Below are 14,599 nucleotides of genomic sequence, written 5' to 3'. Positions count from 1 at the left end.
GCCGCGCCCCGGCAATGTCGGAGGTTCGCGAGATGCTTCTCACATGGATGCACTGCTCGCGCCGACGCTCGTTCTCATCGGCCTCGCCGTCGGTGTCCTCGCGGGCTGGTTCGCGGGGCTCGCGCGCGGCGCCAATCGCACGAACGAGGAGCGCGGAGAGCTCCGCTCCCGCGTCGCCGCGGCGGAGGCGGCACGTGCCGGTGCGCAGGCTCAGCTCGACCATCAGCAGCTGCTCTATCGCGAGCTGGCCGCCCAGACGCGGCACGATCAAGCGACCCGAGAAGAGCGAGAGCGCCGCGAGCAGGCCGTGCTGCGCGCCCTCGCACCGGTGAGCGAATCCCTGCAGGCCATGCAGCTCAAGGTCGACACCCTCGAGCGCGACCGGCAGGAGCAGTTCGGCACCCTCGCCGAGCAGCTCAGGCACTCACACGAGGCCGGTGAATCGCTGCGTGCCACGACCGAATCCCTCGCCAGCGCCTTGCGCTCCGGGAGCACCCGCGGCGTCTGGGGCGAGACCCAGCTGCGCCGCGTCGTCGAGGCTGCGGGACTGACCCGCTACGTGGACTTCGAGACGCAGACCTCCATCACGACGGATGCCGGAGCCGGCCGCCCCGACATGGTCATCCGACTTCCCGGCGACAAAGCTCTCGCCGTTGACGCGAAGGTGCCGCTCGACGCCTACCTCGAGGCGAGTGCGATCCCGTTGACGGCCCAGGGCAGCGAAGGGGCCCGACGAAAGACCCTGCTCGAGAAGCATGTGAAGGCTGTGCGGTCCCACATCGATGCCCTCGCGAAGAAGACGTACTGGGCGGGGCTCTCGTCGAGTCCCGAGTTCGTCGTCTGCTTCGTGCCGAGCGAATCGCTTCTCGCCGCTGCGCTCGAAGAGGATCCGTCACTCCTCGACTACGCCTTCGGCAAGCGTGTCGCTCTGGCCTCCCCCGTCAACCTGTGGGCAGTCCTCAAGACCGTGGCCTACACCTGGACGCAGCAGGACGTCTCGCAAGAAGCACGTGCGCTCTTCGAACTCGGCAACCAGCTCTACGAGCGACTCGGCAGCCTCGCCGGGCACGCAGACGACCTGCGCCGAGCCATCGAACGCACGGTCGACAGCTACAACAAGTTCGCCGGTTCGCTCGAGTCCCGGGTGCTCGTCAGCGCGCGCAAGTTCCCGGGCATCGATGCGACCAAGCTGGACTCCCTGACGACGCCGCCCGTCATCGAGCGTGCGCCTCGCCGACTGACGGCGCCCGAACTGCTGGATGGCGTCAGCACAGACCGGGCCCCGGCCGTTCCCGCGGGAGCGCTGCCGTCGACCGGCTCGGCCGCGCTCGCAGCCTCGGGAGCGGAGGCCATGGCCGAACAAGCGACCGCCCGCATCGACGCGGAACCGGCTTTGATTGCCGACCTCGGCGAGCTGCGGGGACGCATCGCGCCGCGCGAATGACTCACGCCAGAGCGGTACGACGGAGAATCAAGCCCCGCCGGGAACCAGGCTCATGAGAGCGATCACACCGGCGGAGACGAGCACGAAAGCGCCGATCATCCACCACGCCGAGATCTGGTGACCCTCGTCGCGACGTACGCGGAAGAAGACGTCGGGACGCCGGGCCGGATCCGCGGCATGCGCCATCGCGGTCTGTCGGGCGGCATTGTGGATCGCCGCATTCTGCAGAACGGCCTGTGCGCCGGTCTGAGGACCCGTGCTCTGCGCGGTCATCCGCATCCCCTCGGCTCCGGTTCCGCGCCCGACTGGACGCATCGCCATTCTGCCAGAGACCGGCCCTCTGCGCCCGAAGGACAACCGCCCGCCGCCAAACCGGTACAATACGGCCCGACGACCGCCGACCACCCGATGGCCGGTCGGGCGAGCCGTTCGGACGCGGTCAGAAGATCAGAGCCACTTCGACGTCAAGTGCTCCGAGGTGATCCTGCGCAGCGTGCCCGACGCGCCGCGGAGAACGACGCTTTCGGTGTAGACGAAGTCGCCTTCGCGACGCACGCCGGCGACGAGCTCGCCGTTGGTGACGCCCGTCGCGACGAAGATCGTGTTCTTGCCCTTCACCAGCTCATCGGCCTCGTAGACATAGCCGTCGAGCTTGAGGCCTGCGTCGATCCCGCGCTGCTTCTCGTCGTCATCCCGCGGCCAGAGGCGGCCCTGGATGTGTCCGCCGAGGGCCTTGATGGCGCACGCCGTCACGATCCCCTCCGGGCTGCCGCCGACCCCGACGCACATGTCGGTGCGGGCGTTGTGACGTGCGGCGTTGATGCCGCCGGCGACATCGCCGTCCGACATCAGCCGCGTGCCGGCGCCCGCGTCGCGGATGTCCTGGATGAGCTGCGCGTGGCGCGGGCGGTTCAGCACCGAGACGACGAGTTCATCGACACGCTTGCCGAGCGCCTTCGCGAGGCGGTTGATGTTCTCGGCGATCGGCAGCTCGATGTCGACGACGCCGACGCCGGCCGGTCCGGTCACGATCTTGTCCATGTAGAACACGGAGGAGGCGTCGAGCATCGTCCCGCGATCCGACACCGCGATGACCGACAGCGCGTTGTTGCGCCCTTCGGCGGTCAGGGTGGTGCCGTCGATCGGGTCGACGGCGATATCGCACTGCGGGCCTCGGCCGTTGCCGACCGACTCGCCGTTGAAGAGCATGGGGGCGTCGTCCTTCTCGCCCTCGCCGATCACGATCACCCCGTCGAAGTTCACCGTGGTGAGGAACGCGCGCATCGCGTCGACCGCTGCGCCGTCGGCGAGCTCCTTCTGACCCCGACCGATGAACGGCACGGCGCGAATCGAGGCCGCCTCCGTCGCCCGCACGAGTTCGAGCGCGAGGTTGCGATCGGGATGCAGAGGGCTCATGTCTTCCGTAAGGCTCACCATGTCGTCAGCCTAGCCGCGGCCTTGGCGGAGTCCGGGGTATTTCTGTGACGCCGGCCTGAAGGATTCACGATTCTTTCACCAGCGCGAAGAGTCGCGAGGCCCGCCCCGGAGACGAGCTGAGGCATCCCCCGTCAGACACCCCTTCGCTAGAGTGGCCCTGAACGTCCCCGAACAAGGAGCTCGAAATGCCCGTCGCAACCCCAGAGCAGTACGCCGACATGCTGGACCGCGCGAAGGCGGGCGGATTCGCCTACCCCGCGATCAACGCCGCGAGCTCGCAGTCGGTGAACGCCGTCCTGCAGGGTCTCACCGAGGCCGGTTCGGACGGCATCATCCAGGTCACCACGGGCGGTGCCGACTACTTCGCCGGCCACACGGTCAAGGCCCGCGCGACGGGCGCGCTCGCGTTCGCGAAGTACGTGACGGAGGTCGCGAAGAGCTACCCGATCACGGTCGCCCTGCACACCGACCACTGCCCCAAGCCGGCGCTCGAGGACTTCGTCCTCCCCCTCATCGCCGCCTCGGAGGAAGAGGTCAAGGCGGGCCGCAACCCGATCTTCCAGTCCCACATGTGGGACGGCTCCGCCGTGCCCCTCGACGAGAACATCGAGATCGCCCAACAACTGCTCCCCCGCCTCAAGGCGATCAACGCGATCCTCGAGGTCGAGATCGGCGTCGTCGGCGGCGAGGAGGACGGCGTCAAGCACGAAGGCTCGAACGAGGCCCTGTACACGACCGTGGCGGACGTCACGAAGGCCGTGGAAGGCCTGGGGCTGGGCGACAACGGCCGCTGGATCGCGGCCCTCACCTTCGGCAATGTGCACGGCGTCTACAAGCCCGGCAACGTGAAGCTGCGCCCCGAGCTGCTCGGCGAGATCCAGGAGGGCATCGCAGCGAAGTTCGGCACCGGCGAGAAGCCCCTCGACCTGGTCTTCCACGGCGGCAGCGGCTCCACCGACGAAGAGATCGCGACAGCCGTCTCGAACGGCGTCATCAAGATGAACATCGACACCGACACCCAGTACGCGTTCACGCGCTCGGTCGCGGGCTTCATGTTCCAGAACTACGACGGCGTCCTCAAGGTCGACGGCGAGGTCGGCAACAAGAAGGCCTACGACCCGCGCGCCTGGGGCAAGGTCGCCGAGTCGGCGATGGCGGCGCGTGTCGCCGAAGCCACGCGGCAGCTCGGCTCCGCGGGCAAATCGCAGAGCTGACGAACCCGCAGGACGCAGAGCAGAGCACGACGACACCGGATGCCCCGGCCCACCGCGGGCCGGGGCATCCGCTGTCTCATCGCATCAGCGCTCGTCCAGGTCGTAGCTCATCAGCACGGTCCCGCTCATCGATCGGATCTCGACACTGCTGATGTCGTCGACGGCCAGGGCGGTCCCGGCCGACAGCCGGGCCGCCGACCCGGGTCCTGCGCGCCAGGTTGACACCGTCGATGTCTCCCCCGCCGCGTCCACCACCGCGAGGGCGTACGTCCAGCTGACATCCGGATCGGCGTCCGGTGCGGCGGGGTACCGGCAGTCGAGCTCTATGCGCGTCCCCCAGTCCACCGACGTGAGCCGCACGCTCGCCTCCAGCGGGATCTCGACGACGCTCTGGAGCGCGAACGACTCCGCGGCGGGACGCACGAACGACGACACCGCGAACGGCACGGCCACCGCCGCGATGATGAGCACGGCAGCGGCGACGAACGCGACGACACGCCTGCGGCGACGGCGCAGCGCCCGCTCCCTCGCGAACGAGAGGATCTCGACCGGACGGCTCACGTCGTCCTCCGCGCCCCCTGCTTCAGCGACCTCCGCGTCGATGCGCTCGGCATCCTCGGGAGTCAGTCGCGAGAGCAGGCCGACGGCCGGCGAGAGCTCGGCGACGGCCCGCCGGCATTCGGCGCAGTCAGCCAGGTGCTCCTCGAACTCACGGCGCTCCGCCGGTGGCAGAGCACCGACGACATACGCGGCATCCCACTGGGCGAAGCGGGGGTGTTCGGGGTTCATCGGGTGACCCCCCTTTCCTGAAGCGCGAGGCGCAGCGCGCGCAGTCCGTAGTGCAGCCGGGACTTGACGGTGCCGTCCGGGATGCCGAGTTCAGCCGCCGTCTGGGCGATGCTGAGTCCGCGGTAGTACGCCTTGACGATGACCGCTCGATGCTCTGCAGTGAGCGAGGCGAGGGCTTCCCGGATGATGATGGCGTCGAAGAGCGCATCCGTGTCGTCTCCCGTCGCCCGTTCCGGAAGCTCGTCGACCGTCCGCTCGTGACGGCGGCGCGCGCTGCGCGCCTCGTCGATGACGATGTGCCGGGCCACGGTGAACATCCAGGCTCGCGTGGTCGACGGCTCCTGCTCGAGGATTCTCGGCGAGCGCCAGGCGCGCAGGAGTGTCTCCTGCACGACGTCGTCTGCACCGGCGCGATCGCCGGTGAGACGCACGACGTAGCGCCAGATGGGCGCCGCGTGCGCGTCATAGAGCGCCACGAGACGCGCTTCCTGGTCGATCGACACCGCAGACCTCCTCGCAGAGAGCACGATCCGGCGCGCGGAATGGTTCAGACCTGTCGGCCGCGCGGAGCAGAAGACAGCTCCGGTGCCTCGAGTATCCCCCGCGCGGGTCAGGAGAGCGTGGTGGAGTACTCCATGAAGGCAGGATCACCGAGAAGCGGGATGGCGAGGCAAACGTACACGACGATGTACGTGAGGATGGCGCCGACCACCGGGATCCACCATGAGATGCGACCGGCGCGCAGACTGCGCCACGCGAGGAGCGCCGTCAGCACGAAGCCCGTGATGAGTGCGACCGCGGCGATCGGCCCCCACAGCTGCGCGGATTCGACATTGGTGAATTCACCCGGGACGCCGAGCAGGGAGAACGCCTGATTCGCGAGCCCCACGAGATCGAAGTACGTCACGGCGGTGATGATCACGTTGAGTGCGCCGAGGGCCAGGAGGGCGAGCGTCACGGCCCGGTCGACCCCCCGCCCCGGAGTCATCCCCGAGACCGGCGCAGCGACCGGTGCTCCCCCCGAAGGCGCCGGGTGGGCCTGACCACCCTCGGCGGCCTGTCCGGTCTCGAGCGCCCAGGTCACATCAGGCTGCTGAATGCGAGCGCGCTGCTCCTCGGGCGTGGCGTACTCGCCGTACTGCGGGCGGGGGCGCTCCTCGGGTGCACTGGGGGTGCTCACGAGCGGCTCCGTCCGCCGAGCGCACGGTCGTCGCGTCGGCCCTCGACATCCTGCCGCAGCTCCTTGGGGAGCGAGAACATGAGGTCCTCCTCAGCCGTCCGCACCTCGTGCACGTTGCGGTAACCGGCGCCGGCGAGCTCTTCGAGCACCTCCTGCACGAGCACATCGGGCACCGAGGCGCCGCTCGTCACGCCGATGGTGGAGATGCCGTCGAGCCACTCCTGCTTGACCTCGTCGGCGTAGTCGACCCGGTACGCGGCCTTCGCGCCGTACTCGAGCGCCACTTCGACCAGACGCACGCTGTTCGACGAGTTGGCGGAGCCGACGACGATGACGAGCTCGGCATCCTTCGCGACCTTCTTGATGGCCACCTGACGGTTCTGGGTGGCGTAGCAGATGTCGTCCGAAGGCGGATCCTGCAGCTGCGGGAAACGCAGGCGCAGCCGCCGCACCGTCTCCATCGTCTCGTCGACCGACAGGGTCGTCTGCGACAGCCAGACGACCTTCGACGGGTCGCGCACCACGACCGTGTCGGCCTCTTCGGGCGAGCCGACGATGGTGACGTGCTCGGGCGCCTCACCTGCAGTGCCCTCGACCTCTTCGTGCCCCACGTGGCCGATGAGCAGGATCTCGTAGTCGTCGCGCGCGAAGCGCACCGCCTCGCGGTGCACCTTGGTCACGAGCGGGCAGGTCGCGTCGATCGCCTGCAGACCTCGATCGGATGCCGCAGCCACCACGGCAGGAGAGACCCCGTGCGCGCTGAAGACGACGTTGGCGCCCTCGGGAACCTCGTCGACCTCCTCCACGAAGATCGCGCCGGCCGCCTCGAGCTCGGTCACCACGTGGATGTTGTGCACGATCTGCTTGCGCACGTACACCGGAGCGCCGAAGCGCTCGAGCGCCTTCTCGACGGCAACGACCGCGCGGTCGACACCGGCGCAGTACCCGCGCGGCGAGGCCAGCAGCACCTGCTTCTGTCCGTCCACCGGGATATCCTTGAGGCGCTCACGCCGTCGCGGAACCCGCGGCATAGGCATGCGGACCGCGGGTGCTGCAGAAGCCGAACTCACCCCTCGAGTCTACGGCGGCGCACAACAGCCACAGGGCGTCCGCCCGAGGGAAGGACCCCATGAGTTATTTCCAGGCCGAGGTCGTGCCCGGGGAGCCACCGCCCGCGGAGTCCGTCCACCCCCGCGAGTCCAGTCCTCAGGCGCCGACATCCGTGGCGCGGCTCAATGAGACGATCCGCGGCTTCATCGAGAAGTGGGGCTCGGTCTGGGTCGAGGGCGAGATCACCTCATGGGACAGGCGCGGCGGCAACGTCTACGGCAAGCTCAAGGACCTCGGCTCCGAGGCGCTGATCTCCTTCCGCCTGTGGTCCACCGCCCTGCAGCGGGTGCCCGCCGATCTCAAGGTGGGCGACCACGTGATCGCCTGCGTCAAGGCCGACTACTTCGTCAAGCAGGGAGCGTTCAGCTTCTCCGTGTCATCGATGCGCCACGTCGGCCTCGGCGATCAGCTCGAGCGGATGGAGCGCCTGCGCGCCCAGCTTCGTGCCGAGGGGCTGTTCGACCCGGCGCGCAAGAAGCCGCTGCCCTTCCTCCCGCACGTCGTCGGACTGATCACCGGAGAGAACTCGGATGCCGAGAAGGACGTGCACCGCAACGCCGAGCTGCGGTGGCCGCGGGTGCGCTTCCACACGAAGCACGTCGCGGTGCAGGGCGACCGCTGCGTGCCGGAGGTGATCGCGGCTCTCAAGGCCCTCGACGCCGACCCGGACGTCGACGTCATCGTCGTCGCGCGCGGCGGCGGAGACCCGCAGACGCTCCTCGGGTTCAGCGACGAACGGCTCGTCCGTGCGGTCGCGGCGGCGTCCACTCCCGTCGTCAGTGCGATCGGGCACGAGAACGACCACCCGATCCTCGACGATGTCGCGGATCTCCGCGCATCGACCCCCACGGACGCGGCCAAGCGCGTCGTGCCGGACGTCGCCGAGCAGCGCGCCACCGTCGCACAGCTGCGCTCCCGCCTGACGACGCGCCTCACCCATCGGCTGCAGAACGACATCGCGCACCTCGAGCAGGTCCGCTCGCGCCCCGCGCTGCGCTCCCCCGAGACCATGATCGAGTCGCGCAGCCATCACCTCTGGCTGCAGGTCGCCCGAGGACGCGAGGTGATCGAGCGCCGGCTCGAGACCCAGGGCCGGGCGATGGCCGAACTGCGCGCGTCGCTTCGCGCGCTGTCGCCGGCCTCGACCCTGGCGCGCGGCTACGCCATCGCCCACCTGCCCGACGGAGTGATCGTGCGGGATGCCGAGCAGGCGCCGCCTGGAGCGGGAGTCGTCGTCACCGTCGCCAGAGGATCGTTCGGCGCGCGTTCCGAAGGCGAGATCGCCGAGTCCCCCCAGTCCCTCGAGGTCGAGGCACCGGCCACGACGCCCGACCCCGCCGAATTAGGATGGAAGGCATGACCGTGTCGAGCGAAGACCGCCCCGACGTCGCGTCTCTGTCGTTCGAGCAGGCCCGGGACGAGCTCATGCGCGTCGTCGCCGAGCTGGAGCAGGGGTCGCCGACTCTCGAGCACTCGCTCACGCTGTGGGAGCGAGGCGAGGCGCTGGCCGAGCGCTGCGAGGAGTGGCTGCTGGGGGCCAAGCGCCGACTCGAGGAGGCTCGTCCGGCGTCGGAGAGCACGGACGGCGGAGCCGCGTGATGGCGAGAGGCCCGCGGGTGGTCGCCGAACTCGGCCGTCCCGAGACCGCCCAGGAGACGGCGGATCGCAAGGCCGAGTTCTCGCGCGCCTATCGCGCCAGCCAGAACACCCGCAATCTCGTGGCGGCGCTGCTGGTCACCCTCGCCGTCGTCATCGTCATCGTCTTCGCCGTTCCCCGCGGATCGCTCCCCGAGCGCGAGCCCATCGACGTCTCGGCGGTCGCGGCGGACGTCTCGGCATCCGAGGGCAGAACCGTGATCGACCCGGCCGTCCCCGAGGAGTGGCTCGCGAACTCTGCAGGCATCGAAGGCGACTCGGTGCGGGCGTGGACGATCGTCTACCTGCCGGACGAGGCATCCGGCTTCCTGCGCGTCGCGCAGGGGTTCGACGCGGATCCCGCCTGGGCGACGCGCGCGCTCAACGGTGCCGATTCGGACGGCACCGTCACCATCGACGGGATCGTGTGGGATGTGTACGACATTCCCGATCCTTCGCGCGCCGGCAACGTCTCGTTCGCCATGAGCACGCAGGCCGGCAGTGACACCGTGATGGTCTACGGCTCTGCGGATGAGAAGACCGCGAAGGTCGCGGCGGCGGCTCTGGCCGACCAGCTGCGTGAGATCGCCGAGGAGGAACGATGACCGACGGTCCCACCCCTGGGAAGGTCTGGAACGAGATGATGCGCGGCAATGACCGCTTCGTCTCGGGTGAGCCCATTCATCCTCGCCAGGATGTCGAGCGGCGTCATGAGCTCGCGGGCGGGCAGAAGCCCCGTGCCGCGCTCTTCGGCTGCTCGGACTCACGCCTCGCAGCCGAGATCATCTTCGACAAGGGTCTCGGCGACCTGTTCGTGGTGCGCAACGCCGGGCAGGTGACCTCCGCCTCGGTCATCGGCAGTCTTGAATACGCGGTGGCCGTGCTCGAAGTGCCGCTCATCGTGGTGCTCGCCCACGACGAGTGCGGGGCCGTGCGCGCCGCGATCGACAGCACCCAGCCGGAGGCGCCTCTCCTGCCGCCCAACATCTGGCTTCAGATCGCGCCGATCGTCACCGCGGTGCGCCGCGTGATCGGGGTGGAGGGCCCCCTCGACATCGACCCGGAGTCGGTCGGACGGGAGCACCTGAACAACACCGTGGCGGACCTGCTGCAGGCATCGGAGCTCATCAGCGATGCCGTCGCCGAGGGCCGCGTCGCCCTGGTCGGCGCGAACTACCGCCTTGACGAGGGCACCGTCGTGCCCTCGATCACGGTCGGCGTCATCGATGACGCGGCCTGAACCTACCCTGACCCTTCGGAGGACGAAGAAGTGACCGAGACCGATTACCGCATCGAGCACGACACCATGGGCGAGGTGCGCGTTCCGAGGAACGCTCTGTATGCCGCCCAGACACAGCGCGCGGTCGAGAACTTCCCCATTTCGGGGGACCCGCTCGACCCGGCGCAGATCGTCGCGCTCGCACGGATCAAGAAGGCCGCGGCGCTGGCGAACAAGGAACTCGGCACGCTCGACGGCACGATCGCCGACGCCATCGCCCGTGCGGCCGACCAGGTCATCGCCGGCGGCCATGTCGACCAGTTCCCGATCGACGTCTATCAGACCGGCAGCGGCACCTCCTCGAACATGAACATGAATGAGGTGCTTGCGACGCTCGCGACGCAGGATCTCGGCCAGACGGTGCACCCCAACGATCACGTCAATGCGTCGCAGTCCTCGAACGACGTCTTCCCGACCTCCGTGCACATCGCCGTGACGCAGGATCTGATCGACGGGCTCATCCCGGCACTCGACCACCTCGCCGTCGCCCTCGAGACCAAGTCCGAGGAGTGGAAGTCCGTCGTCAAGTCGGGGCGCACGCACCTCATGGACGCGACCCCGGTGACCCTCGGGCAGGAGTTCGGCGGCTATGCCCGCCAGGTGCGTCTGGGGATCGAGCGCGTCCAGGCGGTGATCCCCCGCGTCGCCGAGGTCCCGCTCGGCGGCACGGCCGTCGGCACGGGCATCAACACGCCGCTCGGCTTCCCGCAGAAGGTCATCGAACTCATCGTGGCCGACACCGAGCTCCCGATCACCGAGGCGAAGGACCACTTCGAGGCCCAGGCCAACCGCGACGGCCTGGTGGAGGCATCCGGAGCCCTGCGCACGATCGCGGTCTCGCTCACGAAGATCAACAACGACCTGCGCTGGATGGGTTCGGGGCCGAACACGGGTCTCGGCGAGCTGCACATCCCCGATCTGCAGCCGGGTTCATCGATCATGCCCGGCAAGGTCAACCCCGTGATCCCCGAGGCGACCCTGATGGTGTGCGCGCGGGTCATCGGCAACGACGCGACGATCGCCTGGGCAGGCGCCTCCGGATCCTTCGAGCTGAACGTCGCCATCCCGGTCATGGGAACGGCGCTGCTCGAGTCGATCCGGCTGCTCGCGAACGCCTCGCGCCTGCTCGCCGACAAGACGATCGAGGGCTTGGAAGCCGACGTCGACCGCGCCGCGGCGTACGCCGGCATGTCGCCCTCGATCGTGACACCGCTCAACAAGCTCATCGGGTACGAAGCGGCCGCGAAGATCGCAAAGCACTCGGTGGCCAAGGGCATCACCGTCCGCGAGGCGGTGCTCGACCTCGGCTATGTCGAGCGCGGAGAGCTGACCGTCGAACAGCTGGACGAGAAGCTCGATCTGCTCTCGATGACGCACCCTGGCTGATCAGGCGCCCGAACGCGTATCGCGGCGGTCGGCGCGGGGCGATAATCGGGGCATGACGCGTTCGCCCCGACCGATCTCGGCGCGCGCCCGCATCTTGGGAGCAATCCTGGCGGTCGCGTGCATCGGTCTGGCGATCGTGGGAAGCGTGACCTTCCTCGTGCAGCGAGAACGCGTCATCCATGATGTGGACGATCGGCTGCGCGCGCAGGTGCGGATGCTGCAGTCGGTGGCCGGCACGGCAGCCGAGGACCCGGATGCCGACACCAGCACAACTCCGACCGCCGTCGAGGGACTCGACCGGAAGGACTTCTCGACAGTCCAGGAGTACCTCCACGCCGCGGTGGCGCTGCTCGTCACGGGCCGCAACGAGTCATCGCTGGCGGTGATCGACGGGACGCCGCGCTACCGTCCCGAGACGCTGTCGGGCTTCGACATATCGCGGGAGTCGGCGCTGATCGAACGCGCGGTCGCTGAGGCCGAGGCGAAGGATGGAACCGTCATCGGCACCGCGGCGACCGAGCGCGGCGCGCTGCGGTACATCGCGATCCCGGTCGAGGTGGAGGGCGACCCGCACGCCGGCCTGTACATCAGGGCGGTGGATCTGCAGTCCGAACTCGCGCCCGTGACGGCCGCCGTCGCGACGTACTGGATCGCCGCGGTCGCCATGGTCGTCGCAATCGCGATCGTGGGCTGGTTCGTGGCCGGTCGCCTGCTCTCGCCCATCCGGGACATCCGCGATGCCGCGGACTCGATCACGATCACGGATCTTTCGCCCCGGCTCCCGGAGCAGGGAAACAACGACATCTCCGACCTCACCCGCACCGTGAACTCCATGCTCGATCGACTGGAAGGCTCGGTGGACGTGCAGCGTCAGCTGCTCGATGACGTGCGCCACGAGCTCAAGACGCCCATCACGATCATCCGCGGCCACCTCGAGATGATGGACCCGTCGGATGTGGAAGACGTCGAGAGCACACGCGAGATCGGCATCGCCGAGCTCGACCGGATGACTCGCCTCGTCGACGACATCGACCTGCTCGCCACCGTCGAGGGCGAGCAGTTCGCCGTGGGCGACGTCGAGCTGTCGAGCCTCACGGCCCGGGTCGGCGAGCTGGTCACAGCCATCCCCGGTCACGAGTGGAGCGTGCAGGCGCAGGCGATCGGCGTCATCCGCGCGGACCATGACCGGCTGCTGCAGGCCTGGCTGCAGCTCGCCGACAACGCCGCGAAGTACACGCCGGAGGGCTCCCCCATCGAGATCGGAAGCGCGCTGGACGACGAGGATGCTCGACTCTGGGTGCTCGACCATGGGCCTGGCATTCCGCCCGCGGCCCGGCACCGGATCTTCCGGCGGTTCGACCGTGCGCAGGGCAAGCGGACGGTCGGCGGCTCAGGGCTCGGTCTGGCCATCGTCGATGCCATCACCAAAGCTCACGGGGGCCGCTGCGTGGTCACCGACACCCCGGGTGGCGGAGCCACCTTCACGATCCACCTTCCCCTTCCATCGTCGGCACTCCCCCAGCCCGTCCGGGCGGGCGATGTCGTACTCCAACGAGAGGCGGCCGGATGACCCGCATCCTGATCGCAGAGGACGAGCCGCGAATCGCCGCATTCGTGCGCCGGGGCCTCGAGGCCGCGGGTTACGTGACGACGATCTCAGAAGACGGCGCCGAAGCGCTCGATCGAGCTCTGCGACCCGATGTCGACCTCGTGCTGCTGGACGTCGGACTTCCAACCATCGACGGCTTCGAGGTGCTGCGGGAACTCCGCGACCGGGGCAGCGTCGTGCCGGTCATCATGCTCACCGCGCGCTCCAGCACCCGAGACACCGTCGAGGGACTGGATGCCGGAGCCAACGACTACATGTCGAAGCCGTTCACCTTCGACGAGCTGCTCGCGCGGGTCCGATCGCGTCTGCGCGAGAGCCCTCAACCCGCGTCGACGTCGCTCGTTCATGGCGACGTGGTGCTCGACATCCTCGGGCGGCGCGCCACTGTCGCGGATCGAGAAGTGGAGCTCTCGGCGCGGGAGTTCGCGCTCGCGGAGCAGTTCTTGCGCAATCCGGGCCACGTGCTCAGCCGCGAGCAGCTGCTCAGCCGCGTGTGGGGACTCGACTTCGACCCCGGCTCGAACGTCGTCGACGTCTATGTCAGGTACCTGCGCGGCAAGCTCGGGCAGCACCACATCGCGACCGTACGGGGCTCGGGCTACCGCTGGGAGTGATCCGGGCAGCGACTTCCTGACAGCGCTTCGGGCAGAGAGAAGCCCCCGGCGCTGGGGGACGCCGGGGGCTGGGAAGGGGTCGGAGCTGGGGGACTCCGGCCCGCGTCAATCGCCTCGTGGGGGCTTCGGCGATTGCGTCTTATTCACGCCGGACCAATATCGTCCGCTCTCGTGGCCCGCGTTCGCGGGAGTCTTGTTCTGGGCGGAACCGATGAGCGATTCCGTTCCCGAGCCTGCCACTGCCTTGCCCTGCAGCATCTCGATCCAGTGTTCGATGCGCTGCTCGGCCCAGCCCTGCGCGACGGCCCAGGCGCGCAGCCGATCCCATGAACCGCTGCGGACCGCCTCGTCCTGGATCTGCTCCTTCGAGAAACCCAGATAGTCGGGGGCGGCCGGTGCCGGGGCGACAGGGGCACCGGGAACCTCGGCCGCGGGAGCAGCCGGCGCCGAGACGTCACGCGGCTCAGGGGCGGGCACGACCTCTGCCGATGTCGACGGCGCGGGCACCGAGTTCTCTGCTGCGCCGGCCCCGGGCGCAGACGCGCGTGGGGTGGGGGTCGTGCCGGCCGACGATGGGCTCACGCGGATGGTGGCGAGACCGGCGGCGACGCCGGGCGCATCGGCGAGGGCGGCGCTGTTGCTCAAGGTGACGGCACACGCGACGGCGACGAAGGTCGCGCCGACGATGAATCCGCCTGCGGCGAATCCCGTGCGTGCGTCCATTCGTCACTCCCGTATCGAATGCCCCCAGTGGCAGACGCAGAGCATTCGGCCCTGCATCCCTTCAATGGTGGCATCCGAGAGTGAGAGGACGGCGAGAAAGGCATGAGACTCTTCTCATCTTGACACTCGTCCGGGGCTCACACCGAGGGTGCAGAGGGGCCGGGATGCGGCATCCCGGC

16 protein-coding genes are annotated in these 14,599 nt (G+C 69.0%); 9 read left to right on the top strand and 7 right to left on the bottom strand.

Features of this window, described 5'->3' with window-relative positions:
* Positions 1 to 43: 43 nt before the first annotated feature.
* Positions 44 to 1,444 (top strand): DNA recombination protein RmuC, encoded by a 1,401-nt coding sequence (locus tag AC1DP3_RS02715; RefSeq protein WP_477291036.1) that lies wholly within the window; start codon positions 44 to 46, stop codon positions 1,442 to 1,444.
* A 27-nt stretch (positions 1,445 to 1,471) separates the two neighbouring features.
* Here AC1DP3_RS02715 and AC1DP3_RS02710 read toward each other — a convergent pair whose 3' ends face one another.
* Positions 1,472 to 1,717: a UDP-N-acetylmuramyl pentapeptide phosphotransferase gene (locus tag AC1DP3_RS02710; protein ID WP_477291034.1), complete on the bottom strand. Its 246-nt coding sequence runs from the start codon at positions 1,715 to 1,717 to the stop codon at positions 1,472 to 1,474.
* Positions 1,718 to 1,891: 174 nt separating this feature from the next.
* Positions 1,892 to 2,881, bottom strand: coding sequence for a class II fructose-bisphosphatase (glpX, locus tag AC1DP3_RS02705; protein WP_477291032.1), 990 nt, complete (start codon positions 2,879 to 2,881; stop codon positions 1,892 to 1,894).
* Between the two features lie 185 nt (positions 2,882 to 3,066).
* Between glpX and fbaA the strand changes: the two genes are divergently transcribed.
* The gene (fbaA, locus tag AC1DP3_RS02700) at positions 3,067 to 4,095 is read left to right on the top strand and encodes a class II fructose-bisphosphate aldolase (RefSeq protein WP_477291030.1); all 1,029 of its coding nucleotides are present in this window, start codon (positions 3,067 to 3,069) and stop codon (positions 4,093 to 4,095) included.
* Positions 4,096 to 4,179: 84 nt separating this feature from the next.
* Here fbaA and AC1DP3_RS02695 read toward each other — a convergent pair whose 3' ends face one another.
* The 4 genes from AC1DP3_RS02695 to AC1DP3_RS02680 form a co-directional block, all read right to left on the bottom strand.
* Complete coding sequence (locus AC1DP3_RS02695) at positions 4,180 to 4,884, bottom strand: zf-HC2 domain-containing protein (protein WP_477291028.1); 705 nt, start codon at positions 4,882 to 4,884, stop codon at positions 4,180 to 4,182.
* On the bottom strand, positions 4,881 to 5,387 hold the full coding sequence (locus AC1DP3_RS02690; RefSeq protein WP_477291027.1) for a sigma-70 family RNA polymerase sigma factor: 507 nt from the start codon (positions 5,385 to 5,387) through the stop codon (positions 4,881 to 4,883). Before AC1DP3_RS02690 ends, AC1DP3_RS02695 begins: the two co-directional genes overlap by 4 nt.
* Positions 5,388 to 5,494: 107 nt before the next feature.
* Complete coding sequence (locus AC1DP3_RS02685; RefSeq protein ID WP_477291025.1) at positions 5,495 to 6,064, bottom strand: DUF6264 family protein; 570 nt, start codon at positions 6,062 to 6,064, stop codon at positions 5,495 to 5,497.
* Positions 6,061 to 7,095: a 4-hydroxy-3-methylbut-2-enyl diphosphate reductase gene (locus tag AC1DP3_RS02680; RefSeq protein WP_477291859.1), complete on the bottom strand. Its 1,035-nt coding sequence runs from the start codon at positions 7,093 to 7,095 to the stop codon at positions 6,061 to 6,063. Before AC1DP3_RS02680 ends, AC1DP3_RS02685 begins: the two co-directional genes overlap by 4 nt.
* Before the next feature lie 98 nt (positions 7,096 to 7,193).
* On the opposite strand from AC1DP3_RS02680, the gene xseA reads away from it, so the two are divergent.
* The 7 genes from xseA to AC1DP3_RS02645 are packed head-to-tail and all read left to right on the top strand — an operon-like array spanning position 7,194 to position 13,697.
* Positions 7,194 to 8,534, top strand: coding sequence for an exodeoxyribonuclease VII large subunit (gene xseA / locus AC1DP3_RS02675; RefSeq protein ID WP_477291023.1), 1,341 nt, complete (start codon positions 7,194 to 7,196; stop codon positions 8,532 to 8,534).
* Complete coding sequence (locus AC1DP3_RS02670; protein ID WP_477291021.1) at positions 8,531 to 8,773, top strand: exodeoxyribonuclease VII small subunit; 243 nt, start codon at positions 8,531 to 8,533, stop codon at positions 8,771 to 8,773. The genes xseA and AC1DP3_RS02670 overlap by 4 nt, the downstream gene beginning before the upstream one ends.
* Positions 8,773 to 9,414 carry a DUF4245 family protein gene (locus AC1DP3_RS02665; RefSeq protein ID WP_477291019.1) on the top strand — a complete coding sequence of 214 codons (642 nt, stop codon included), beginning with the start codon at positions 8,773 to 8,775 and terminating at the stop codon, positions 9,412 to 9,414. Before AC1DP3_RS02670 ends, AC1DP3_RS02665 begins: the two co-directional genes overlap by 1 nt.
* On the top strand, positions 9,411 to 10,049 hold the full coding sequence (locus AC1DP3_RS02660) for a carbonic anhydrase (RefSeq protein ID WP_477291017.1): 639 nt from the start codon (positions 9,411 to 9,413) through the stop codon (positions 10,047 to 10,049). Before AC1DP3_RS02665 ends, AC1DP3_RS02660 begins: the two co-directional genes overlap by 4 nt.
* 30 nt (positions 10,050 to 10,079) lie before the next feature.
* On the top strand, positions 10,080 to 11,474 hold the full coding sequence (locus tag AC1DP3_RS02655) for a class II fumarate hydratase (protein ID WP_477291015.1): 1,395 nt from the start codon (positions 10,080 to 10,082) through the stop codon (positions 11,472 to 11,474).
* Positions 11,475 to 11,526: 52 nt separating this feature from the next.
* A complete protein-coding gene (locus AC1DP3_RS02650; RefSeq protein ID WP_477291013.1) occupies positions 11,527 to 13,044 on the top strand; it encodes a sensor histidine kinase in 1,518 nt (505 codons plus the stop codon).
* The gene (locus tag AC1DP3_RS02645) at positions 13,041 to 13,697 is read left to right on the top strand and encodes a response regulator transcription factor (RefSeq protein ID WP_477291011.1); all 657 of its coding nucleotides are present in this window, start codon (positions 13,041 to 13,043) and stop codon (positions 13,695 to 13,697) included. The genes AC1DP3_RS02650 and AC1DP3_RS02645 overlap by 4 nt, the downstream gene beginning before the upstream one ends.
* Positions 13,698 to 13,802: 105 nt before the next feature.
* On the opposite strand, the gene AC1DP3_RS02640 is transcribed toward AC1DP3_RS02645, so the two are convergent.
* Positions 13,803 to 14,420, bottom strand: coding sequence for a hypothetical protein (locus AC1DP3_RS02640; protein ID WP_477291009.1), 618 nt, complete (start codon positions 14,418 to 14,420; stop codon positions 13,803 to 13,805).
* Positions 14,421 to 14,599 lie beyond the last annotated feature (179 nt).

This window comes from Microbacterium sp. P5_B6 (genome assembly GCF_056400345.1).
Note: the sequence above shows the minus strand (reverse complement) of the source record. Positions and strands in the feature narration are given on the sequence as shown.